Source organism: Variovorax monticola, assembly GCF_051216855.1.
Classification (GTDB): domain Bacteria; phylum Pseudomonadota; class Gammaproteobacteria; order Burkholderiales; family Burkholderiaceae_C; genus Variovorax.
Genome location: NZ_JBPJZP010000003.1, coordinates 370,652 through 392,332 on the forward strand (window position 1 = coordinate 370,652; position 21,681 = coordinate 392,332).

General features: G+C 69.1%; 22 protein-coding genes. 12 read left to right on the top strand and 10 right to left on the bottom strand.

Going from position 1 to position 21,681, the window contains the following annotated elements; genetic code table 11:
- Positions 1-61: 61 nt before the first annotated feature.
- Entirely contained in the window at positions 62-412 is a 351-nt protein-coding gene (locus ACSFA5_RS12980) for a hypothetical protein (RefSeq protein WP_435444448.1), read from the bottom strand.
- Between the two features lie 155 nt (positions 413-567).
- Here ACSFA5_RS12980 and ACSFA5_RS12985 point away from each other — a divergent pair, with 155 nt between their 5' ends.
- The 4 genes from ACSFA5_RS12985 to ACSFA5_RS13000 all read left to right on the top strand — a co-directional run bounded on the left by ACSFA5_RS12985 (position 568) and on the right by ACSFA5_RS13000 (position 4,079).
- A complete protein-coding gene (locus tag ACSFA5_RS12985) occupies positions 568-1,290 on the top strand; it encodes a TetR/AcrR family transcriptional regulator (protein WP_435444449.1) in 723 nt (240 codons plus the stop codon).
- Positions 1,291-1,311: 21 nt separating this feature from the next.
- A complete protein-coding gene (locus tag ACSFA5_RS12990; protein ID WP_435444450.1) occupies positions 1,312-1,989 on the top strand; it encodes a protein-L-isoaspartate O-methyltransferase family protein in 678 nt (225 codons plus the stop codon).
- A gap of 16 nt (positions 1,990-2,005) precedes the next feature.
- Positions 2,006-2,341 (top strand): rhodanese-like domain-containing protein, encoded by a 336-nt coding sequence (locus ACSFA5_RS12995; RefSeq protein ID WP_435444451.1) that lies wholly within the window; start codon positions 2,006-2,008, stop codon positions 2,339-2,341.
- A gap of 187 nt (positions 2,342-2,528) precedes the next feature.
- Positions 2,529-4,079: a TolC family outer membrane protein gene (locus ACSFA5_RS13000; protein WP_435444452.1), complete on the top strand. Its 1,551-nt coding sequence runs from the start codon at positions 2,529-2,531 to the stop codon at positions 4,077-4,079.
- A 135-nt stretch (positions 4,080-4,214) separates the two neighbouring features.
- Here ACSFA5_RS13000 and ACSFA5_RS13005 read toward each other — a convergent pair whose 3' ends face one another.
- Positions 4,215-5,600 (bottom strand): 3-deoxy-D-manno-octulosonic acid transferase, encoded by a 1,386-nt coding sequence (locus tag ACSFA5_RS13005; RefSeq protein WP_435444453.1) that lies wholly within the window; start codon positions 5,598-5,600, stop codon positions 4,215-4,217.
- A 9-nt stretch (positions 5,601-5,609) separates the two neighbouring features.
- On the bottom strand, positions 5,610-6,992 hold the full coding sequence (locus tag ACSFA5_RS13010) for a phosphomannomutase/phosphoglucomutase (RefSeq protein ID WP_435444454.1): 1,383 nt from the start codon (positions 6,990-6,992) through the stop codon (positions 5,610-5,612).
- Positions 6,993-7,103: 111 nt separating this feature from the next.
- On the opposite strand from ACSFA5_RS13010, the gene ACSFA5_RS13015 reads away from it, so the two are divergent.
- From ACSFA5_RS13015 to ACSFA5_RS13025, 3 genes are read left to right on the top strand one after another with little or no spacing between them, the layout of a single operon-like run.
- Positions 7,104-8,705 carry a DNA-3-methyladenine glycosylase 2 family protein gene (locus ACSFA5_RS13015; RefSeq protein ID WP_435444455.1) on the top strand — a complete coding sequence of 534 codons (1,602 nt, stop codon included), beginning with the start codon at positions 7,104-7,106 and terminating at the stop codon, positions 8,703-8,705.
- 6 nt (positions 8,706-8,711) lie between these two features.
- Positions 8,712-9,209: a methylated-DNA--[protein]-cysteine S-methyltransferase gene (locus tag ACSFA5_RS13020; protein ID WP_435444456.1), complete on the top strand. Its 498-nt coding sequence runs from the start codon at positions 8,712-8,714 to the stop codon at positions 9,207-9,209.
- 31 nt (positions 9,210-9,240) lie between these two features.
- The gene (locus ACSFA5_RS13025) at positions 9,241-10,182 is read left to right on the top strand and encodes a DMT family transporter (protein ID WP_435444457.1); all 942 of its coding nucleotides are present in this window, start codon (positions 9,241-9,243) and stop codon (positions 10,180-10,182) included.
- Positions 10,183-10,186: 4 nt separating this feature from the next.
- On the opposite strand, the gene ACSFA5_RS13030 is transcribed toward ACSFA5_RS13025, so the two are convergent.
- Entirely contained in the window at positions 10,187-10,849 is a 663-nt protein-coding gene (locus ACSFA5_RS13030; protein WP_435444458.1) for a DUF1345 domain-containing protein, read from the bottom strand.
- A gap of 133 nt (positions 10,850-10,982) precedes the next feature.
- Here ACSFA5_RS13030 and ACSFA5_RS13035 point away from each other — a divergent pair, with 133 nt between their 5' ends.
- Positions 10,983-12,593, top strand: coding sequence for a class I adenylate-forming enzyme family protein (locus ACSFA5_RS13035; protein ID WP_435444459.1), 1,611 nt, complete (start codon positions 10,983-10,985; stop codon positions 12,591-12,593).
- 33 nt (positions 12,594-12,626) lie between these two features.
- Here the strand turns inward: ACSFA5_RS13035 and ACSFA5_RS13040 are convergent, their stop codons facing one another.
- The 3 genes from ACSFA5_RS13040 to ACSFA5_RS13050 are packed head-to-tail and all read right to left on the bottom strand — an operon-like array spanning position 12,627 to position 16,140.
- Complete coding sequence (locus ACSFA5_RS13040; protein ID WP_435444460.1) at positions 12,627-14,168, bottom strand: acyl-CoA synthetase; 1,542 nt, start codon at positions 14,166-14,168, stop codon at positions 12,627-12,629.
- Between the two features lie 5 nt (positions 14,169-14,173).
- Positions 14,174-15,313 (bottom strand): DUF5938 domain-containing protein, encoded by a 1,140-nt coding sequence (locus ACSFA5_RS13045; protein ID WP_435444461.1) that lies wholly within the window; start codon positions 15,311-15,313, stop codon positions 14,174-14,176.
- Positions 15,314-15,336: 23 nt separating this feature from the next.
- A complete protein-coding gene (locus ACSFA5_RS13050; protein ID WP_435444462.1) occupies positions 15,337-16,140 on the bottom strand; it encodes an SDR family NAD(P)-dependent oxidoreductase in 804 nt (267 codons plus the stop codon).
- Positions 16,141-16,382: 242 nt separating this feature from the next.
- Between ACSFA5_RS13050 and ACSFA5_RS13055 the strand changes: the two genes are divergently transcribed.
- The gene (locus tag ACSFA5_RS13055; RefSeq protein WP_435444463.1) at positions 16,383-17,018 is read left to right on the top strand and encodes a TetR/AcrR family transcriptional regulator; all 636 of its coding nucleotides are present in this window, start codon (positions 16,383-16,385) and stop codon (positions 17,016-17,018) included.
- Between the two features lie 128 nt (positions 17,019-17,146).
- Complete coding sequence (locus ACSFA5_RS13060) at positions 17,147-17,851, top strand: glutathione S-transferase N-terminal domain-containing protein (RefSeq protein ID WP_435444464.1); 705 nt, start codon at positions 17,147-17,149, stop codon at positions 17,849-17,851.
- A gap of 35 nt (positions 17,852-17,886) precedes the next feature.
- On the opposite strand, the gene ACSFA5_RS13065 is transcribed toward ACSFA5_RS13060, so the two are convergent.
- Entirely contained in the window at positions 17,887-19,170 is a 1,284-nt protein-coding gene (locus ACSFA5_RS13065; protein WP_435444465.1) for a glutamate carboxypeptidase, read from the bottom strand.
- A 275-nt stretch (positions 19,171-19,445) separates the two neighbouring features.
- Here ACSFA5_RS13065 and ACSFA5_RS13070 point away from each other — a divergent pair, with 275 nt between their 5' ends.
- Positions 19,446-20,066, top strand: coding sequence for an RNA polymerase sigma factor (locus ACSFA5_RS13070; protein ID WP_435444466.1), 621 nt, complete (start codon positions 19,446-19,448; stop codon positions 20,064-20,066).
- A 5-nt stretch (positions 20,067-20,071) separates the two neighbouring features.
- The gene (locus ACSFA5_RS13075; protein ID WP_435444757.1) at positions 20,072-21,118 is read left to right on the top strand and encodes a FecR family protein; all 1,047 of its coding nucleotides are present in this window, start codon (positions 20,072-20,074) and stop codon (positions 21,116-21,118) included.
- Positions 21,119-21,139: 21 nt separating this feature from the next.
- Here the strand turns inward: ACSFA5_RS13075 and ACSFA5_RS13080 are convergent, their stop codons facing one another.
- On the bottom strand, positions 21,140-21,415 hold the full coding sequence (locus ACSFA5_RS13080; RefSeq protein WP_435444467.1) for a hypothetical protein: 276 nt from the start codon (positions 21,413-21,415) through the stop codon (positions 21,140-21,142).
- On the bottom strand, positions 21,412-21,591 hold the full coding sequence (locus tag ACSFA5_RS13085) for a hypothetical protein (RefSeq protein WP_435444468.1): 180 nt from the start codon (positions 21,589-21,591) through the stop codon (positions 21,412-21,414). The genes ACSFA5_RS13080 and ACSFA5_RS13085 overlap by 4 nt, the downstream gene beginning before the upstream one ends.
- Positions 21,592-21,681: the final 90 nt, after the last annotated feature.

The following is a 21,681-nucleotide window of genomic DNA, read 5'->3' on the forward strand; positions in this document are numbered from 1 at the left end:
TCAATGAACGTCCGCCGCCGCCCGCGCAAGGCGGGAGGCGGCAGCCGGAACACGAAGGGATTCAGCGAGAGAAAGGCGGACCGCGCGCGTCGAACAGCGCGACCCATCGGGCGATAGCCTCGCCCTGCAACCAGGCGAAGGTGGCCGACGGCAGCAGCACCGGCAGCACCACCAGCGGCACGCCCGGCGTGGCGCTGCCGTCGCCGAGCTGGTCGTACAGGCGGCATTCGGCGTCGGTGTGTTCGCCGAACAGGCTGCCCAGGCCGTGGGAGTGCTGGTGCACATCGCCCTGGGCCTGCGCCGGAAACCCGGTGGCTGCGGCGGCTTCGGTCAGCCCCGGCACATGCAGCGAACGGTGCATGACGCCCAGCGTGCCCGCGATCCACAACACGAACGCCAGCGCGAAAAGCATCGCGCGGGCGGAACGGGAGGATGAACGGCGGGCTGTCGGCATGGAGCGCGGGGCGGCGGGATCAGCAGGTTGGAAAAAGGCGAACCCAATATTGTCGCGGCTTGACGCGGCGATTGCCGGTCAACTACATTACTAACCCGCGAGTCATTAACCTCATGCCCACGCCCCGTTCCTTCGTCGACAAGCTCTGCCCGGTGCGCTCCAAGCGCGAACGCCGGAAAGAGGCACGTCCCGGCGAACTGCTGGCCGCCGCGCTCGACCTGTTCGTGGAAAAAGGCTTTGCCGCCACCCGCTCCGAAGAGGTGGCGGCGCGTGCCGGCGTGTCCAAGGGCACCCTTTTTCTGTACTTTCCGAGCAAGGACGAGCTCTTCAAGGCCGTGGTCATGGAGAACCTCGGCAGCCGCTTCACCGAGTGGAACGCCGAGTTCGCGGCCTTCGAAGGAACCACGGCCGACATGCTGCGCTACTGCATGAACGTTTGGTGGGAGCGCGTGGGCAAGACCCAGGCTTCGGGCCTGACCAAGCTCATGATGAGCGAGGGCGCCAACTTTCCCGAGCTGGCGGAGTTCTACCGCCGCGAGGTGGTGCGCCCCGGTCACGACCTGATGCGCCGCATTTTCCAGCGCGGCATCGACAGCGGCGAGTTCGCGCCGATGGACGTCGACCACGCCATCTACGCGGTGGTGGCGCCCATGGTCTTCCTCATGCTCTGGAAGCACTCGGCCATGGTCTGCGTCGACGGCCTCTCCCCGCTGGACCCCGAAAAATACGTCGCCACGCAGGCCGACGTGATCATCAACGGGCTCAGCGCGCGCCCCGGAATGCCGAGCGCGCCGCCGGCGTCGGCGGCGACACCTAAAATTGAAGGTTTGTCCTGAGCCCACTAGGAAAACCACGCCATGAACCCCACCCCCACCCTCGAGCGCTTGCGCTTCAACATGATCGAACAGCAGATCCGCCCCTGGGATGTGCTTGAAACCGACATCCTCGAACTGCTGGCCCAGATCCACCGCGAGGACTACGTGCCCGAAGCGCACCGCACCCTGTCGTTCTTCGACATGGAGCTGCCCCTGCTGGACGGCTCGGTGCCCGGCGAGTTCATGCTGTCGCCCAAGGTCGAGGCCCGCACGCTGCAGGACCTGCACATCCAGAAGCACGAATCGGTGCTCGAGATCGGCACCGGCTCCGGCTTCATGGCCGCCCTGCTCGGCGCCCGCGCCGCCCGGGTGCTGTCGCTCGAAATCAACCCCGTGCTGGCCGCCCGTGCCGCCGAGACGCTGCGCCGCAACGGTGTGGCCAACGTCGAAGTGCGCCACGCCGACGGCGCCGTGCCCCTGGCCAGCGGTCCGAGCTTCGACGTGATCGTGCTGAGCGGCTCGGTCGCGCGCATTCCGCAGAACCTGCTGGGTTCGCTGAAGGTCGGCGGCCGCCTCGCCGCCATCGTGGGCGAAGAGCCGATGATGCGCGCCCACTTCGTCACCCGCACCAGCGAAAGCAAGTGGGACACGCTCCAGCCCTGGGACATCGTGGCCCCGCGCCTGCTGAACTTTCCTGAGCCTTCGCGCTTCTCGTTCTGAGCCGGCGGTTGACCGAATGATCGACCAAGTACGCCCCGCCGACCTCGCCGCCTGGTTCGCCCAGGACGCAGACGCCACCCCCGTGCTGCTCGACGTGCGCGAGCCCTGGGAGCTGCAGACGGCAAGCGTCGTGCCGCAGGGCTTCACCCTGGTGGCGATTCCGATGAACGAGATTCCCGCCCGGCTGGCCGAGCTCGGCCCGGGTCATCGAATCGCCTGCCTTTGCCATCACGGCGCGCGCAGCCAGCGCGTGGCCGCCTTCCTGAACCAGAACGGCTTTGCCGAGCTCGCCAACGTGGCTGGCGGCATCGACGCCTGGTCTCAGCACGACCCGTCGGTCCCGCGGTATTGAATGACACCCCCAGGCTTCGCGCACTTCGTGTCGCTGCTCCACCCCCCTTGCAGGGGGCAACACCGACGGCCCGGCAAAGCCGGTTCCGTGGTGTTCCTGGAAAGTGCCGCGCACCGCTCGCCGCCAAGCCGCGACGTGGTCGATGCGTAGCAAGCCCAAAAAGATTTCTCTTTCTCAAGGACGTTCAATGCCTTCCAGGCCCCGGCTTTCGCCTCTTACCGCAGCGCTCGCAAGCACCTTCGCAGCACTGCTCGCATTGCCGGCCCAGAGCCAGACACTGAACGAACTGTATGACGCCGCCCGCGGCTACGACGCCACATACCAGGGCGCGCGGGCCCAGTACGACGCCAACGTGGCGCGCGCCGCGCAGGCCAAGGCCGGCATCCTGCCGGCGGTCGGCCTCACGGCCGGCGTGTCGCGCAGCGACATCGAGATCGACACCCTCACGGGCAGCGGCCGCGGCACCACCACGCCGCGCGACTTCAACACGCAGAACGTCGGCATCAACGCCACGCAGCCGCTGTACCGGCCCGCCAACTGGGCGACCTACGAGCAGGGCAAGCGCCAGGCCGACATCGCGCAGGCGGTGTTCACCATCGCCGAGCAGGACCTGATCGTGCGCGTGAGCCAGGCTTACTTCGACGTGCTCGCGAGCCAGGACAGCCTGGCCCTGGTGCGGGCGCAGAAGGTGGCCGTGGCCGAGCAACTGGCGTCGGCCAAGCGCAACTTCGAGGTCGGCACCTCGACCATCACCGACTCGCGCGAGGCCCAGGCCCGCTACGACCTGGTCATTGCGCAGGAAATCGCCGCCGAGAACGACCTGCAGGTGAAGAAGGTGGTGCTCGACCAGCTGGTCGGGCGCCCCGGCAGCGTGCCCGTGCCGCTCGCGGTGCCGGTGGTGCTGCCCACGGCCCTGCCTGCGGACATCAATGCCTGGGTCGCGCAGGCCGACAGCGTGCATCCGGCGATCCAGCAGGCGCGCCTGGGCGTCGACGTGGCAGGGCTCGAAGTGGAAAAGGCCAAGGCCGGCCACAAGCCCACGCTGGACGCCAACCTGGGCTACAACGTCACGCGCAACCCGACCGGCACCACCACCAGCACGGTGGGCACGCGCGCCAATGCCGCCACGGTGGGCGTGGTCTTCAACCTGCCGCTGTTCGCCGGCTTCGCCACCGAGAACCGCATCAAGGAAACGCTGGCGCTCGAAGACCAGTCGCGCAGCGTGTTCGAAGGCACCCGCCGCAACGTGGCGCAGGCCACGCGCGCGGCGTACCTCGGGCTGGTGTCGGGCGCGGGCCAGGTGAAGGCGCTGGAGGCGGCCGAATCGTCGAGCCAGAGCGCGCTGGAGGCCAACCGGCTGGGCTACCAGGTGGGTGTGCGCATCAACATCGACGTGTTGAACTCGCAGAGCCAGCTGTTCCAGACCAAGCGCGACCTGGCGCAGGCGCGCTACAACGTGCTGCTGGGCAACCTCAAGCTGCGCCAGGCCAACGGCACGCTGACGACAAACGACATGAACGCGATCAACGCGACGCTGGCGAGCAACGGCAGCGTGCCCGCGGTGCCTGCGGCCACGGCGCCCGATCGCACGGACACAGGCACGTCGCCCGCAGTGCCGGTCGCGCCGCGGAGCATTCCGGTGATTCCGCCCGTACCGGTGCAGCCGTTCAACCCGCCGGCGCCGGTGATGCCGACGGCACCCGTGCCGCCGGTGATCCTGAATCCGCCGGTGCGCTGAGGCATTGGTCTTTCTCCCTCCCCCTCTGGGGAGGGTCGGGGTGGGGGCACGACGGCCCTGACCCTCTCACAGCGCTCGTTGGGCGCTTGCCCCCATCCCAGCCTTCCCCCGGAAGGGGAAGGAGCAAATACAAACTCAGTCCAGCGTGGGTTCCGCGCGCTGCGGTTCGCCGCCGTCAAGCGGCGCTGCGGCGGTCGCGACCGGCTCCGCCGCCTGCGCAATCGCCAGCACCGCGGTCGCCGTGCGCTCGGCAGCCCCGCGGTTCGACGAAGCAAAACCCATCGCGGCCTGCGCCATCACGGCGCGGCGCTCCGGGTTCTCGACCAGCTTCAGCGCCGCCGTCACCGCCTGCTCCATGCCCTCGACACGCAGCGACGCACCAGCCGCCAGCGACAGTTGCGATGCTTCCGCGAAGTTGAACGTCGACGGCCCCATCACCACCGGGCAGCCGCAGGCCGCCGGCTCGATCAGGTTCTGCCCACCCAACGGCTCGAAGCTGCCGCCAAGCAGCGCCACGTCGGCCAAACCGTAGTACAGCGCCATCTCCCCGAGCGAATCGCCCAGCCAAATTTCTGCCTCGGCCGGCTGCCCCGCCGCGCTGCGGCGCGCCACGGCAAAGCCTTCGGCCTCGATCAGCGCGGCCACTTCGTCGAAGCGCTGCGGATGGCGCGGCACGATCATCCATTGCACGTCGTGCACCCGCTTGGCAATCGACCGTACGGCGCCCTGCTCCGGCGGCACCGGTTGCGTGGCGCCGAAGCGCTTGAGCACCTCCAGCAGCATGCGCTCTTCGCCGTCGCGCGAGCTTGCGAGCACCACCATCGGCTTGGGCAGCCGCTCGCGCAGCGACACGGCCGCGGTGAGCTGGCGCTCGTCGGGCGTGGCGTCGAACTTCAGGTTGCCGTACACGCCGGCGACCTTGGCGCCCAGCGACACCAGGCGGTGCGAATCGGCCTCCGTCTGCGCCCACACGGCGGTGAGCGCCGAATAGGCGGGCCGCGACAGCCAGGCCAGGCGCTCGGCGGCGGCCAGCGACTTTTCGCTGAGCCGTGCATTGGCCAGCACCAGCGGGATGCGGCGCGCGGCGCAGGCCGCAGCCATCACGGGCCAGACCTCGGTTTCCATCAGCACGCCGATGCGGGGCTGGAACTTGTCCAGGAAACGCCTCACGGCGCCCGGCGTGTCCCAGGGCTGCCACACCTGCGTGTCGCCGGGTTCGAGCAGCTTAGCACCCTCTTCGCGGCCGGTGGCGGTGCCGTGCGTCAGCAGGATGGGAATGCCGGGGTACTGGCGGCGCAGTTCGGCGATCAGGATGGCGGCGGCGCGCGTTTCGCCGAGCGACACGGCATGCACCCAGCACTGGGCCTGCCCGGTGGTGGACTCGTCGTAGTGCCCGAAGCGCTCCTCCACGGCCACGCCGTAGCCAGGCTCCGCCTGCGCGCGGCGCCGCAGCTTGCGGCGAACCAGCGGTTGCACAACGGTGGTGAAGACGCCGTAGAGGCGAAGCAACAAGGAACGCACAGGCTCAGTTCAGTGGGAGGCTTCGGCCAGCCTGGCGTCGGGCTTTGCGGTTCTCAACAGCGCCAGCATCTCGGCCTCGATGCGCTTCAACGCCGCATCGGTCTGGCCTTCGAAGCGCAGCACCAGCACGGGGGTGGTGTTGGACGCGCGAATCAAGCCGAAGCCGTCGGGCCAGTCCACGCGCAGGCCGTCGATGGTCGACACCTGGGCGGGCGGCGCAAAGCTCGCGCCCTTCACGAGCTGCTCGACCACGGTGTGCGGCTCGCCTTCGGCGCAGGCCACGTTCAGCTCGGGCGTGGAGAAGCTGGTGGGCAGCGCGTTGAGCACGGCGTTCGCGTCCGGGCTCTTGCTCAATATTTCCAGCAGGCGGCAACCCGCATAGGTGCCGTCGTCGAAGCCGAACCAGCGCTCCTTGAAGAAGATGTGGCCGCTCATTTCGCCGCCCAGCGGCGAATCGATTTCCTTCATCTTCGCCTTGATCAGCGAATGACCGGTCTTGTAGATCATGGGCTTGCCGCCCGCGGCCTCGATGGCCGGCGCCAGGCGCTGCGAGCACTTCACGTCGTAGACGATGGTGCCGCCCGGCACACGCGACAGAACGTCCTGCGCGAAGAGCTGCATCTGGCGGTCGGGAAAGATGTTCTGGCCGTCCTTGGTGACGATGCCCAGCCGGTCGCCGTCGCCGTCGAAGGCCAGGCCCAGTTCGGCGTCGCCCCTGGCCAGCGCAGCCATCAGGTCCTTGAGGTTCTCGGGCTTGCTCGGGTCGGGGTGGTGGTTGGGGAAGTTGCCGTCCACCTCGCTGAACAGCTCGGTCACTTCGCAGCCGATGGCGCGGAAGATGGCCGGGGCCGACGCACCGGCGATGCCGTTGCCCGAATCGACCACGATCTTCATGGGCCGGGCCAGCTTGATGTCGCCGGCGATGCGCTTCACGTACGCCTCGGTCACGTCGACCTTGCGCACGCTGCCGCCGGGGGCGAGTTGCGCGGTGCCGGCTTCGATGGTCTTGCGCAGGCCCTGGATCTCGTCGCCGTAGATCGCGCGGCCGGCCAGCACCATCTTGAAGCCGTTGTAGTCCTTGGGGTTGTGGCTGCCCGTCACCTGGATGCCGCTGGTGCACAGCGTGTGGGCCGCGAAATACAGCATGGGGGTGGTGACCGCGCCCACGTCGATCACTTCGACGCCGGTGGCCACCAGGCCCCTGATCAGCGCTTCGGCCAGCGCGGGCCCCGACAGGCGGCCGTCACGACCCACCGCCACCGACTTTTCACCGGCTGCGCGCGCGGCGCTGCCGAAGGCCCGGCCGAGCGCTTCTGCCACGTCGGCATCGAGAGTGACGGGCACGACGCCGCGAATGTCATAGGCCTTGAAGATCGACGCGCTGAGCTGCATGAAAGGCGTTTCCCGGTTGGTTTTGCGAACGGGGCATTGTAGGCAACGCCCCGGAGGGGCACATGTCCGAAAACGGCCAGTTGAAACGAGTCGAAACCGTATCATTTCCCCATGCCTGCCGCACACACACCCCACGAAGCGCTCGAGAGCGACGCCTGCTACCTGGCGATGAAGACGCACGACGCGCGCTTCGACGGGTCGTTCTTCACCGCGGTGACTTCCACCGGCATCTATTGCCGCCCGGTCTGCCGCGTGAAGCTGCCGCGGCGCGAGAACTGCCGCTTCTTCCGCCACGCGGCACAAGCCGAGGCGGCGGGGTTCCGCCCCTGCCTGCGCTGCCGGCCCGAGCTGGCACCGCGTGCGGCCAGCTGGTCGACCGAGGACGCCTCGCGCATCCTCGCGCTGCAGGCGGCACGGCTCATCGACGAGCCCGACGCGTGGTCGCAAGACGGCCCCGGCGCCGCGCAGATCGCCGCGCGGCTCGGCGTGAGCGACCGCCACCTGCGCCGCATCTTCGAGGTGCAGTTCGGCGTGTCGCCCCTGCAGTACCTGCAAACGCGCCGCCTGCTGGCCGCCAAGCAGTTGATCGCCGACACCCGCCTGCCGATGACGCAGGTGGCGCTGGCCAGCGGCTTTGCGAGCGTGCGCCGCTTCAACGCGGCGTTCGTCGAACACTACGGCCTGAACCCGAGCGCGCTGCGCAGGGCCGGCGGCGTGGCGGCCGAAGGCGACAAGGCCAGGGCCATCGAGGTGCGGCTGGGGTTCAGGCCGCCGTACGACGCCAACGCCATGCTCGCGTTCTTCGCGCGCCGCGCGCTGCGCGGCGTGGAGGTCGTGACCACCGCCGACGGCAAGGCGCCCGTCAAGGGCAGCACGCCCACCTACGTGAAGCTGACCCGCACCCTGCGCGTCCAGCAGGGCACGCAGGCGCATGCCGGCTGGATGCAGTTGCGCTTCGACCTGGCGCGCGAACTGGTGCTGCTGTCGGTCAGCGACTCGCTCGCCGCGGTGCTGCCCATCGTCATCAGCCGGGCGCGCGCCCTGTTCGACCTCGATGCCGAGCCGATGGCCATCAACGCGGCGCTGCATGCGGCCTTTCCGCACGGCGACGGGCTGCGCGTGCCCGGCGCTGTCGACGGCTTCGAGCTGGCGGTGCGCGCGGTGCTGGGCCAGCAGGTCACGGTGGCCGCGGCGCGCACGCTGGGCTCGCGGCTGGTCGAGGCCTTCGGCGAGCCGATGGCCACGCCGGTCGATGGGCTGAACCGGCTGTTCCCCACGCCCGCCGCCATTGCCGCGGCCAGCGGCGATGCCCTGGGCCAGCTCGGCATCGTGCGCCAGCGGCAGGCCGCGCTGCACGCCATTGCCCAGCACGTGGTGGCCGGCAAGCTGGCGCTGCATGCGGGCGCCGACGTGCCCTCGACCATCGCCGCGCTGCAGGAACTGCCGGGCATCGGCGCCTGGACCGCGCAGTACATCGCCATGCGTGCGCTGCGCTGGCCCGACGCCTTTCCGGCCGGCGACGTCGCGCTGCAGAAGGCGCTGGGCGTGACCACGGCGCGCGCCGCCAGCGAGGCCTCCCAGGCCTGGCGGCCATGGCGCAGCTACGCGGTGCTGCGCGCCTGGCATGGGCCCTCTCCTTCTTCCGCATTGCCAGCCGCCGAGGCGGCGGCCGCGGCATCTCCCCTCGTCACCACGGCAGGCCTCACCGCCTGAACTGCCATGAAGTTCAAGAGCAAAGTCATCTACACCTCGCACCTCGACACGCCGCTGGGCGGCATGACGATGGCGGCCACCGACCAGGGCCTGGCCGGCGTCTGGTTCGACCAGCAGCGCCACTGGCCCGACACCGCGGGCTGGATCACCCAGGACGACCACCCGGCGCTGGTCGAGGCGGCCGCGCAACTGCACGACTACTTCGCTGGCAAGCGCGACAGCTTCGACATGACGCTCGACCTGTCGCACGGCACCGCCTTCCAGCAGAGCGTGTGGCAGCAACTGCTGGCCATTCCGGCCGGGGCCACCACCAGCTACGGCGCGCTGAGCGTGAACGTGGGCAACCCGGCGGCGGTGCGCGCGGTGGGCGCAGCCGTGGGACGCAACCCGATCAGCGTGATCGTGCCCTGCCACCGCGTGCTGGGCGCCGACGGTTCGCTGACCGGTTACGCTGGCGGGCTCGAGCGCAAGACCGCCCTGCTCACGCTAGAGAAGGCGCTCTGAGCGCCGGGCACCGAAGAAGAACCGACGACGCATGACCACCACAACCAACAACAACATCGCCGCCAAACCCCTCGCACCCACGGCCTGGCTCATCGACCTGGTGCTGCTGGGCGCGCTGTGGGGCGCGTCCTTTCTCTTCATGCGCATCGGCGCGGCCGAGTTCGGTGCGCTGCCGGCGGCCGCGGTGCGCGTGGCCATCGCCGCGCTGTTCCTGTTGCCCATCGCGCTGCTGCGAGGCCAGGGGGCCAGCCTCGCCAAGCATTGGAAAGCCAGCTTCGCTGTCGGCGTCTTCAACTCGGGCATGCCCTTCGCGCTGTTCTGCTTCGCGCTGCTGACCATCAACACCGGCTTGGCCGCCGTGCTCAACGCGACCACGCCGATGTTCGGTGCGCTGGTGGCGTGGGCATGGTTTCGCGAACGCCCCGCGGGCTCGCGCATCGTCGGCCTGGCGATAGGCTTTGCCGGCGTCGCCATGCTGGCCAGCCGCAGCGCCGGCCTGCATGCGGGCGCCAGCGGCCATGCGGCGTTGTGGGCGGTGCTGGCCTGCCTGGGCGCATGCCTGTGCTACGGCATCTCGGCCAGCGCCGCGCGCGCCCACCTGGGCGGTGTGCCAGCGCTGACCACGGCCACCGGCAGCCAATTGGGTGCCACGCTGTTCCTGGCCCTGCCGGCGATCTGGCTGTGGCCCGCGCAGATGCCCAGCCTGCGCGCCTGGCTCGCGCTGCTGGCCCTGGGCATCGCCTGCACAGGCGTGGCCTACATCCTGTTCTTTCGCCTGATCGAGCGCGCCGGCCCGGCCCGCGCGCTGACCGTGACCTTCCTGGTACCGGTGTTCGCGCTGTTCTACGGCGCGGTGTTCCTCGACGAGCGCATCACGCAGTGGATGCTGATCTGCGCGGCGGTGATCGTGTGCGGCGTGGCGCTGTCGACGGGCATCGTCAAGCTGGGCATGCCGCGCAAGCGCGCTGCCTGAGCGGCTACATCGCGCCGGCCACCACGTTGACCGACAGCGCCAGCACCAGCATGTTGAACGCGAACGCCAGCACGCTGTGGAACAGCGTGAGGCGCCGCATCTCCCTGGAGGTGGCCTGCACGTCGGACACCTGCGAGGTCATGCCGATCACGAACGAGTAATACAGAAAGTCGAAGTAGTCGGGCGCGTCGTCCTTGCCCGGAAAGTCGAGCCCGCCGTCGGGCCTGCCGCCCTTCTGGTCGATGTAGTAGCGGTGCGCGTAGTGAAAGGCGTAGATGGTGTGAATCATCAGCCACGAGCCCGCCAGCGACACCAGCCCCAGCGCGACGTGCACCGCGCGCTCCCAGCCGTTCAACTGCTTGACCTGCTGCAGCAGCATGGCGATGGCCACCACGCTCACCGCCACCACCACCAGCATCGACACCAGGATCACGAAGTTGGGCTGGTCCAGTTGCTGCGCCCGCTCGCGGGTCTTCGCCGCGTCGAAGGTGTCGGCCAGCCACCAGGTCAGCACCTGGTACACCAGCACCCCCGCGCACCACCCGGCCAGCCCGCGCGCCATGCCGCTCATGGGCACCGGCGCCAGTGCGGCGGCCACTGCCGCAGCGGCGATTCCGCCATAGAGAAAGCGCTGGCGGCCGGTGGTGGCGGAGAGGTGTTTGAGCATGCGGGCCACTGTAGCCGTTGGGGCCCGACGGCATGGCCGCCGAAGCCGCCCCCTCGTGTAGCCAGTCTTCGCAAGACGCGGTGGGAGGCCGGCCTTAGCCTGCGCACACCACAGAAGACCGGAGACACAGAGCATGACTGCAGCCGACACGGGCCCCGCGCCCTCGCAGTTCCACCCCCGCATCTCGCGCGTTGCGCTGGGTGACGTGGTGCACCGCAGCGCGCGGCGCTTCGGCACGCGCACCGCGCTGATCGAGGGCGAGCACCGCATGACGTACGGCGAGCTCGACGCCGCGTCGAACCGCTTCGCGTACCACCTGCTCGGCCTGGGCCTGCAGGGCGGCGACCGCGTGGGCATGCTGTGCAACAACTCCATCGAGATGGTGGTCGCCTTGCTGGGCATCCAGAAGGCGGGGCTGGTGTGGGTGCCCATCAACACCGCGCTGGCGGTGGACGCGGTCGGCTACATCCTCGCGCACGCCGAGGTGCGCCATTTGGTGATCGACACCGCGCTGCATGCCAGGCCCGAGCTGCGCGCACTGCTCGACGGCGCAGGCATCGCGCCGCTGCTGTGCGTGCTCGACGGCGACACGCCGCCGCCCGGTGTCGCCACCGTGGCGCAGGCCATCGCGCAGGGCCCTCGGACGCTGCCCGACGTGCCCATCGACAGCACGCAACTCGCGCTCATCATGTACACCAGCGGCACCACCGGCCGCCAGAAGGGCGTGATGCATTCGCATGCGTCGGTGCATTCGGTGCTGCTGAGCAACATGGTCGAATGGGGCAGCAGCCCGGAGCGCGCCGACGTATGGAGCAGCGTGCTGCCGCTGTTCCATTGCGGCCAGCACACCGTGCTGATGTCCGCGCTCGCGGTGGGCGGCACGCTGGTCGTGCTGCGCGGCTTCGACCCCGGCGCGGTGCTCGGCGCCATCGAACGTCACCGCATCACCGTGATGGTCGGCCTGCCGATGATGTACGGCGCGCTGCTGGCCCACCCGCAGCGCGTGTCGCGCGACCTCTCGAGCCTGCGGCTGTGCGTGTACGCGATGGCCCCCATGTCGCGCACGCTGCTGCTGCGCCTGCTCGAAGAGTTCTGCCCCAACTTCGCGCTGGTGTCCGGGCAGACCGAGATGTACCCGGGCGCGACCCTCTTCGAAGTGCACGAACAGCGCAAGCGCTTCGGCTCCTACTGGGGCGTAGGCACGCTGGTGAACGAGGTCTCGGTGATGGGCGACGACGGCGAGTTGCTCGCGGCGAACCAGGTCGGCGAAATCGTCTTTCGCGGGCCCAACGTGATGCTCGGCTACTACAAAGACCCCGAAGCCACCGCCAGCGCCCAGCGCTTCGGCTGGCACCACTCGGGCGACCTGGGCAAGATGGACGAGGACGGACAGCTCATCTTCCTCGACCGCTTGAAAGACATGGTGAAGTCGGGCGGCGAGAACGTGCCGTCGATCAAGGTCGAGGAGGTGCTGCTGCGCCACCCCGCCGTGATGAACGCGGCCGTTGTGGGCCTGCCCCATGCGCATTGGGGCGAAGCCATCACGGCCTTCGTCACGCGGCACCCCGATGCGCCCGCGGACTTCGACGAGGCCGCGCTCACGGCGCATTGCAAGGCACACCTCGGCGGCTTCGAGGTGCCGAAGGAAATCGTCTTCCTGCCGGCGCTGCCGATGACCTCCACGGGCAAGATCCAGAAGTTCGAGCTGCGCAAGGCGCACCAGGAGCTGTACCAACGCGCCTGAGCCTGCGCAGCTTGCACAGCTTGCGCAGCCCGCTCAGCGCGGCGCCGCCGCCAGCAGCGCCGAGCGCACGTCCTTCTTCAGCACCTTGCCCACCTTGGAGCGCGGCAGGTCGAGCCACACCTCGATCTGCTTGGGCGCTTTCACGCTGCCGATGCGCGCCTTGACGAAGGCCTTGATGTCGTCCACGTCCACCTGCCGGCCGGCGTGGAGCTGCAGCACGGCGACGACGCGCTCGCCCCACTTCTCGTCGGGCAGGCCCACCACCGCGCTGTCCTGCACGTCGGGATGCTGCATCAGCACCTGCTCCACCTCGGCGGAATACACGTTGAAGCCGCCCGAGATGATCATGTCCTTGGCGCGGTCCACGATGTAGAGAAAACCGTCGGTGTCGAGATGGCCGATGTCGCCCGTGTGGTGCCAGCCGAAACGCGAGGCTTCCTCGGTGGCGCGCGGGTCCTTGTAGTAGCCCCGCATCACGAGCGAGCCGCGCACCACGATCTCGCCGCTCTCGCCGGTGGGCAGCAGCGCGCCGTCGCCGTTCATCACGCCCACCTGCACCAGCGGGCCCGGGCGCCCCGCCGACGCCAGGCGCTGCACGGCGACCGAGCCGTCGGCGTTGAAATGGTCGCGCGGCGACATCATCGAGATCATCATCGGCGCCTCGGTCTGGCCGAAGAGCTGCGCCATGACCGGGCCGATTTTTTGCAGCGCCTCTTCGAGCCGCGCGGTGGACATCGGCGCCGCGCCGTACCAGAAGCACTGCAGTGACTCGAGCGCCGTGGCGGCCAGCTGCGGGTGCTGCAGCAGCATGTAGATCAGCGTGGGCGGCAGGAAGGTGTGGGTGATGCGGTGTTCCTCGATGAGCCCGAGGAACTCGCCCAGGTCGGGCCTGGGCATGATCACCACCCGGCCGCCCAGCGCCATCACCGGCAGGCACAGCACGCCGGCGGCATGCGTGAGCGGCGCGAGCGCCAGGTAGGCGGGCCGGCCCTCGAACGGGTAGCCCATCAGCGTGAGCGCGGACATGGCTTCCAGGTTGCGGCCCGACAGCATCACGCCCTTGGGCTGTCCGGTGGTGCCGCCGGTGCCGGCGATCATGGCCACGTCGTCGGTCGGCGCAATGTCGAGCGGTGAATCGTCCAGCCCTTGCAGCCACTCGTCCAGCGTGGGTGCGAAGGCCTGCGGCGTGTCCAGGCAGACCAGCGCGCGCAGCTGGGGCAGCTGCGGGCGCATCTGCTCGACCATGGCCGCGTAGTTGCCGTGAAAGACCAGGCATGCGCAGTCGAAGGCGTCGAGCACGAAGGCGTTCTCGCTCGCCTCGTTGCGCGGGTTGATCGGGCACCACACGCAGCCCGCGCGCGAGATGCCGAACACCGTGGCGAATGCCATCGCATCGTTGCTCGAAAGCACGGCCACCTTGTCCCCTGGCCGGATGCCGGCGCGCTGCAGGCCGCGCGCCACGCGCCAGCTGATGCGCTGCACCTGGGCATAGCTCAGGTCGGTGCCGCCCAGGGTCAGGCACGGCGCATGGGCGCCCAGCTGGGCGCCCTTGTCGAGGTAGTCGACGAGGCGCATGGCGGTCAGCCCAGCCGCGTGAGCACGGGCTCCTGCACCAGCCCGAAGCTGCGCAGCGCGCCCAGCAGCTCGCGATGCCCGAAAGCCTGGCAACCCGAGGCGAAGCCCGCGCGCCGCGGTGCCTGCTGCAGCAAGGAGGCCGCCGCATAGGCCTGCAGCAGCCCGGTCTGCTTGTAGTTGCAGTTCCCGAAGATCACGCAGTGCATGCGGCCCAGCGGGCCGGAGGCATGCACCGAATCGACGGACTTGTTGATGCGCGGGTTCTCGCGCGGGGGCATGGTGTTCATCACGCCCGCGGCCGTCTTGGCCAGGGCGGCATAGCGGTCGTCGTCGTTCATGCCCTCGGTGGCCTTGAGCGCGGCGGCCACGATCAGCGGCACGCCCTGCATCAGCGCCTTGTTGAAGACCCCGCCGAGCACCTTCACGTTGGCCACGCGCGGATCGCGCTTGAACCACACCGGGTGCGAGGTGCCGCCCCACGGCAGCGCCAGCGCCGCCTCATGCTGGCCGGGAATCGAGAGGTGGTACAGGCCCGCGTCGGGCTGCCACTCGACGTACTCGTTCTGCTCCAGGTAGTAGGCCTTCGACGTGGCCGCGTTGACCAGGATGGTCTGGGTGGACGCGATGGTCGGGCTGCCGCCCCAGAACACGGCGATGTCCAGCGTGTCGAGGCCGGGTGTCTCCAGGCACAGTTGCGCGGCGATCTCGCCGGTGGTGTACATCTGCGCCAGGCCGGGCGAGAGCAGCAGGCCCGCCTTGGCGAACTTGTCGCCCCATTCCCGCTCGAGGGTGATGAGCCAGTCCTGCTCGCCCGTGGTGTCGGTGTAGTGGCCCCCGGCAGCCAGGCAGGCTTGCACCACCTCGGGGCCGAACCTGGCGAACGGCCCCACGGTGTTGAGCACCACCGAGGCACCGGTGAACAGATCGGTGAGTGCTCCCACCGAATGCGCAACCTCCACCACCTCGTAGTTCGCCGTCTCGATGCCGGGCACGTTCGACTTCATCGCCGCGTGCACGTTCTGCGCGCTGCGGCCCGCGGCGATGAAGGGGATGTTGTACTCGCGCAGGTACTCGCAGATCAGGCGGCCGGTGTAGCCGGAGGCGCCGTAGACGACGACGGGTTTCTTCTTGCTGTTGCTGCTCATGCTGTGTCTCCTTCGTTGTGTTCTCACATGCCCATGCCGCCGTCCACCGACAGGCCCGCGCCGGTGATGAACCGGGCCGCGTCGCTGCAGAGGAAGACCACCACGTCGGCCATGTCGCCGACCTCGCCCAGGCGCCCGAGCGGCGTCTGGCCGATCACGTCGCCCACCGCCGCCTCGACGCTGGGCGCGAGCCCTGCGGCCACGATGTCGCTGGCGAGCTTCATGCCCATGTCGGTGGGCACCAGCCCCGGGTAGATGCAGTTCACGCGCACGCCGTAGCCCAGCTTGCCGGACTCCATGGCCGCCACGCGCGTGGCGCGGTCGACGGCCGACTTGGTGGCCGAGTAACCGGCGATGGCCGGGAACGCGATGGTGGCCGCGACCGATGCGATGTTGACCACCGCCCCGCCGCCGCCCGCGCTGCCGCCGGGGCGCATCGCGCGGAACGCGTGCTTCATGCCGAGCAGCGTGCCGGCCACGTTCACGTCGAGCATGCGGCGCAGGTCGTCGCCGTCGACGTCGATCACCAGCGAGGTGATCTCGATGCCGGCGTTGTTCACGAGGATGTCGAAGCCCCCGAGCGCCTCGACGGTGGCCGCGGTGGCCGAGGCCCAGTCGGCGTCCTTCGTGACGTCGAGCGGCACGAAGCCCACCTTCGCCCCCGACGTCGACAACCTGGCAGCGGTTTCGCGCCCCAGGTCGGCGAGCACGTCGCCGATCATCACGGACGCGCCCGCCGCCGCCAGCGCCTCGGCAATGCCCGCGCCAATGCCGCGCGCACCGCCCGTCACGAGCGCCTTGCGCCCTTTCAAGTCGAACTTGGCCATCACTTGTCTCCTGTCTATATGTTGTGAGATGGAGCGGCCATGCTAGAAATCGACTTGACGAGTGTCAAGATTTTTTCTTTGACACATGTCCAGTTTCAAAAAAAGCCATGCGTGCTACGCCGGATGCGGGTTCTCCCGCTTGCGTGCTATGGTTTGGCATCAAGAGGAACACGGTGGCCGGCACCCATGCGGCCCGGCTTTCAATGACGACACATCAACGGGTTCAGAAACACGCGGAACGGGTGCCCAAGACACGGGTCGACAAGTTCTCGGAGCGGCGCGCCGAACTCGGCGCGGCCGCGCTCACCACCCTGGCGGCACTCGGTTATGCGCGCACCAGCCTGCGCGAGATCGCGCAGAACTCCGAGTTCTCGCACGGCGTGCTGCATTACTACTTCAGCGACAAGGTCGACCTGATCATCTGCAGCGTGAAGCAGTACAAGGCGCGCTGCGTCACGCGCTACGACCATGCGGTGGAAAGCGCCACCACGTACGACGAGCTGATGGAAGGCTTCCTGCAGAGCCTGGGCGACACGTTGCAGGGCGAAGGCCACGTGCACCGCCTCTGGTACGACCTGCGTTCGCAGGCGCTGTTCGAAGAGGCCTTCCGCGCCGACGTGGTGCAGATCGACAAGAGCCTGGAAGACATGATCTGGCGCATCGTGAGCCGCTTCGCCGAACTCTCCGGCGCACCGTGCGGCTTGCCGCCGTCGGCCGCCTATGCGCTGTTCGACGGGCTGTTCCAGCAGGCGCTGCTGAAGCACCTGTCGGGCGATGCGAAGGCCATCGACCTCATGCAGGCCGATGTGCGCCAAGCCATCACCCACCTGTTCTCCGTTCCCGCAAAAGCCGCCCCCGCTGCCCGCAAGCGCGCCTGACGCGCAACGCCGAGGGCGCCGGGCCTGATGACGCCCGCCTCGCACGGCGACGCTTTCGCGCACGCCGGCAGGCTGGGCCGGGCAGAATCCGGCGCTTGGCAAAACCCGAGCTTCATCAAGGACGACACATGACCGATCTCTCGAGCTTCCCCATCACCAGGAAGTGGCCCGCGCAGCATCCCGAGCGGCTGCAGCTCTACTCGCTGCCCACGCCCAACGGCGTGAAGGTGTCGATCATGCTGGAGGAAACCGGCCTGCCCTACGAAGTGCATCTGGTGAGCTTCGAGACGCAGGACCAGATGTCGCCCGAGTTCCTGTCGCTGAACCCGAACAACAAGATCCCGGCCATCCTCGACCCGAACGGGCCCGACGGCAAGCCGCTGCCGTTGTTCGAGTCGGGCGCCATCCTGGTGTACCTGGCTTCGAAGACCGGCAAGTTCATCCCGCAGGACACCGCCGGGCGCTACGAAGCGCTGCAGTGGCTGATGTTCCAGATGGGCGGCATCGGACCGATGTTCGGCCAGCTCGGCTTCTTCAACAAGTTCGCCGGCAAGGACTACGAAGACAAGCGCCCGCGCGACCGCTACGTGGCCGAATCGAAGCGCCTGCTGGGCGTGCTAGACAAGCACCTGGCCGGCCGCCAATGGATCCTGGGCGACGACTACAGCATTGCCGACATCGCCACCTTCCCGTGGATCCGCAACCTGGTCGGCTTCTACGAAGCGGGCGACCTGGTGGGCTTCAAGGACTTCAGGAACGTGGCGCGCGTGCTCGAGGCCTTCGTGGCGCGCCCCGCGGTGGCCAAGGGGCTGAACATTCCGAAGCGCGGCTGACACGTTCAGGGGCACCGCGAAGCCTGGGCGCGTGCCTAGTTCGCCGACAGGTCCATCAGCATGCGCGAGAGCAGGTACAGGCGCGGCACCACGCTCTCGACCTCCGCGTATTCCTCCGGCGTGTGGATGCCGCCGCCCACGATGCCGAAGCCGTCGAGCACCGGAATGCCGACCCCCGCCACCAGGCTAGCATCGGCCGCGCCGCCGCTGCTCTCGATGGTGAGCTTCCTGCCGATCTCCGCGTAGATGCCCTCGGCCATCTTCACCAGCTTGTCCGACGAAGGCAGGCGCGGCATGGGCGGCAGGCCGCGGCTCAGGCGCACGCGCACCTCGGTCTCGGGAATGAGCTTGTTCTGCGCGATGCGCACCATGTCTTTTTCGACGCGGTCGAACTCGTCGGGCGTGGCCACCCGCACGTCGGCCTTGGCGCTGGCGGCGGCTGGAATCACGTTGGTCGGCCCGTTGGCCGTGAGCACGGTGAAGTTGACGGTGGTCTTCTTCGCGGCGTCGGCCGTCTTGGACAGCTGCAGCACCTGGTGCGCCAGTTCCATGGCGGCGTTGCGCCCGGCCTCCGGCGCCACACCCGCATGCGCGGCAACGCCCTTCACTTCGAGCAGCGCGGTGGCCGAGCCCTTGCGTTCGACCACCAGGCCGTCGGCCGGGCGGCCCGGCTCCAGGTTGAGCGCCACGTCGTGCTGCTTCGCGACGCGCTCGATCAGCGCGCTGGTGCCGACCGAACCCACCTCCTCGTTGGTGTCGAGCAGGAAGGTGATCTGCCCGTAGTCCTTGAAACCGATCTGCTGCAGGATCTTCAGCGCGTACAGGCCGGCCACCACGCCGCCCTTGTCGTCCATCACGCCGGGGCCGTAGGCGCGGCCGTCCTTGATGTAGAAGGGCTTGGCCGCGGCCGTGCCTTCCTTGAACACGGTGTCCATGTGCGCCAGGATCAGGATCTTCTTCTTGCCCTGGCCGGTCAGCGTGGCAACCACGTTGGTGCCCGGGTGCGGGTCGGCCGGAAAGGTCTCGATGCGCGCGCCCAGCCTGCGCAGCTCTTCCACCGCCATCTCGCGCACCTTGTCCAGGCCTTCGGTGCTGGCCGAGCCCGAGTCGATGTTGACCATGCGCTCGAGCAGCTTCAGCGCCTCGTCCTTGCTTTGCGTGGCCGCGTCCAGCGCGCCCTGGTGCGGCTTCTGGGCCATCGCATGGCCGGCCAGCAGTGCGCAGGCCAGCACCGCGCCATGGCAGGCGGTGCGCGCCCAGCGGCGGACGTGAGCTTGAGTGGTGAATGCAGGGCCGCTGCGGCGCGTGTAAATCTTCATGGTTGTTAATTCTTTCTGGGCTGCCGGAAGGGCCGCGGCAGGCTATCACCCGCGCTTCGAGCGGGTCAAGCCGCCGGCCTCTGGGAGCGCCGCGGCCTGCGCTGCCGGGACGTCTCCGACGCAACACGGACATGCATTTCGCTAACAATTCGGTGATACACTCTAATAAGAATAGTTCTTATTCACTCCTCTCAAGGCCATGGAGAACCGGCGCGCACCGTGCCCGGACGAAAGACCTTGGGGTCCATCGTCGATGCTTGCGAGAAGGCGGCCGGATGCGCGACCTCGTTCAGGAACTGGTAGCTCACTATGCGGACCTGCGCAGGCAGCTGACCCGCGACCTGCGAGACCCGCACTACGCGGCCGACATCGCGCAGTCCAGCTTCGAGCGGGTCTACACCGCGGCGCTCAAGGCACGCGGCGGCGCGCGCGGCGATGCCCTGCCCGAGGGCCACGAGGCCGCCGGCGGCGCCATCGAATCGCCGCGCGCCCTGCTGTTTCGCGTGGCGCGCAACCTCTGCATCGACGACGCACGGCGGCGCAAGGTGGCCCAGGAATGGGCCGGCGCGCACGACGGCGTCGGCACCCACCAGACCGCGCAGTCCAGCGAATACATCGTCGCCCAGCAGCGCGTGCTGGCGCGCGTGGTCGAGACCATGGAAAAGCTGCCGCCGCGCCGGCGCGAGGTGTTCCTGCTGTTCCGCGCCTACGGCCACACGCGCGCCGAGATCGCGCAGCGGCTCGGCATCACCGAGATGGCCGTGGCCAAGCACCTGCTGCGCGCCACCATCGACTGCTCCCGCGTGTTCGCGCAACTGCGAGCCGAACTGATCGAGCCGCAGGTCCTGCTGAACCGCCCCGGCTTCGACGCTGCACTGGCCGAAGACTTCTCGTGAACGGCATGGCCATGGGCGCGCCGCGCGAACGGCTGGTCGAACGCGCGCTGGCGCTGATCGTCGCAGGCGAGATGGCGCCCGGCGACGCCGCGCGCCAGGCCCGCACGGTGCTCGACCAGTGGCGCGGGAAGTCGGCCGAGCACGCGGCGGCCGTGCAGGAAGCGCGACAGCGCTGGGACGCCCTGGGCGGCATGGCGAACGACCTGCGTGCGCACTTCGACGAGCCCGAGGGCGCGCTCATGGCCCAGGCGGCGGCCGCATCCGCGTCGTCGGCGCACCGGCAACAGCGCCGAAAGATGCTGTTCTCCGTCGCGGCCCTGCTGGGCACCGGACTGGTCGCGGGCCGCGGGGTGCAGTGGTATTGGCAGCAGCCGGTGTTCCGCTCGGCCTACGAAACCCGCACCGCCCAGATGCTGAAGGTGAGGCTGACCGACGGCCTCGGCGGCGAGGCGGGCAGCCAGCTCGACCTGGCCCCGCTCAGCGCGATCGACGTGACGCTGTACCGCCAGCGCCGCTTCGTGGACATGGCGCGCGGCGAAGTGCGCTTCGAGGTGGCACCCGACGCACAGCGCCCCTTCGAGGTTCGCACGCGCGGCGCCACCATCGAAGTGGTGGGCACCGCGTTCACCGTGCGCGACCGCGGCGGCCCGATCACCGTGGGCGTCGAGCACGGGCATGTGCGTGTGCGGGTGGCACCGCGCCTGCGGTCGCTGAGCACCGAGGCGGAAGTGATCGACTTGCGCAAGGGCGACCTGCTCGAAATCCGGGACGGCCATGCCGCACCCGTGCGCCGGACCGACACCGCCGCGCTGTCCGCATGGCGCAGCGGCTGGCTGGTGTTCGAGAACACGCCGCTGGGCGACGCGCTGGCGGCCGTCAACAGCTACCGCGCGCAGCCGATCCTCACCACCAACACGCGCATCGACGCCATGCGGCTGTCGGGGCGTTTTCGCACCAACGATTCCGAAGGCCTCGTGGCTGCGCTGCCGACGATCCTGCCGCTGACAGCGGTGCACCGCCCGGACGGCAGCGTGACATTGCTGACGCGCTGACGGCGCAAGCCGAAGCGCGGCTCAGGCGCCGACCGACCCGCCTCGTGCACGGTCCGTCTGGGCCACATCACCCGCTTTGCCCGCATCGCCCGCAGGGTGCCCCGATTGCATCAGCCCCCATTCGGTCAGCGCGATGTCGAGCGCCCGCACATGCACCGGGCCCTCGCCCAGCCACTGCGCAAGCCGTTCGGCGTTTTCCGTGGTCGGTGCCGCGTGCATCCGCGCGAACAGCGAAGCGGCCGCTCGAACGCGCGCATCGGATGCCAAGGCATGGCCGGCAGCGGCGATGCGCCTCATTCGAGGCCACCGCTGGGCGGATGGAAATTCCTGCGGCGGCTGACGACCAGCGCGGCGCCGGCCAGCGCCCACAGGCGCAGTGCGCGCTCGAACGCGCGCGAGTGCGCCGGCTCTTCGCGCAGCCAGTGCGTCAGCTTCAACGCCACCGTGCGGCACGGGTTCTCTCTGAGTTCCATGTAGAGACGCCATGCGGTCTCCTCGGCGGACGGCACCTCCGTGCGGTTCTGCGGGGCCACTGCTGCTCCAGGCGCTGTGTTGATTCGGGT